Annotated in this window: 1 protein-coding gene; it reads left to right on the plus strand. The window is 68.8% G+C overall.

Annotated elements, in window-relative coordinates:
* Nucleotides 1-250: hypothetical protein (locus tag R2R70_RS22020; protein ID WP_410979199.1), on the plus strand; the 250-nt coding region annotated here is incomplete at both ends.

The raw sequence follows: 250 nt of genomic DNA on the forward strand, positions 1-250 counted from the left end.
TGAAAGAGGCGGAAGCCGGGCAAAGCGCGCTGGGGGATCTGGGTGAGGCCCGCGCCAAGGTCGAGGAGATCAAACACGGCGTCGAGGCCGCGCGGATCACCATGCTGACCCATCGCTCCGCGCTGGACGAGCTGCGCCGCGAGGGCGAGGCCCGCACCAAACGGGCCCAGACCGTGACCAAGGAAATCTCCGGCTGGCGCCATCGTCTGGAGACGGCCGGCAAGCGGATCGCTGAACTGGAAGAGCGCCG

Origin of the sequence: Cobetia sp. SIMBA_158 (assembly GCF_046566945.1) — a bacterium.
GTDB lineage: Bacteria > Pseudomonadota > Gammaproteobacteria > Pseudomonadales > Halomonadaceae > Cobetia > Cobetia amphilecti.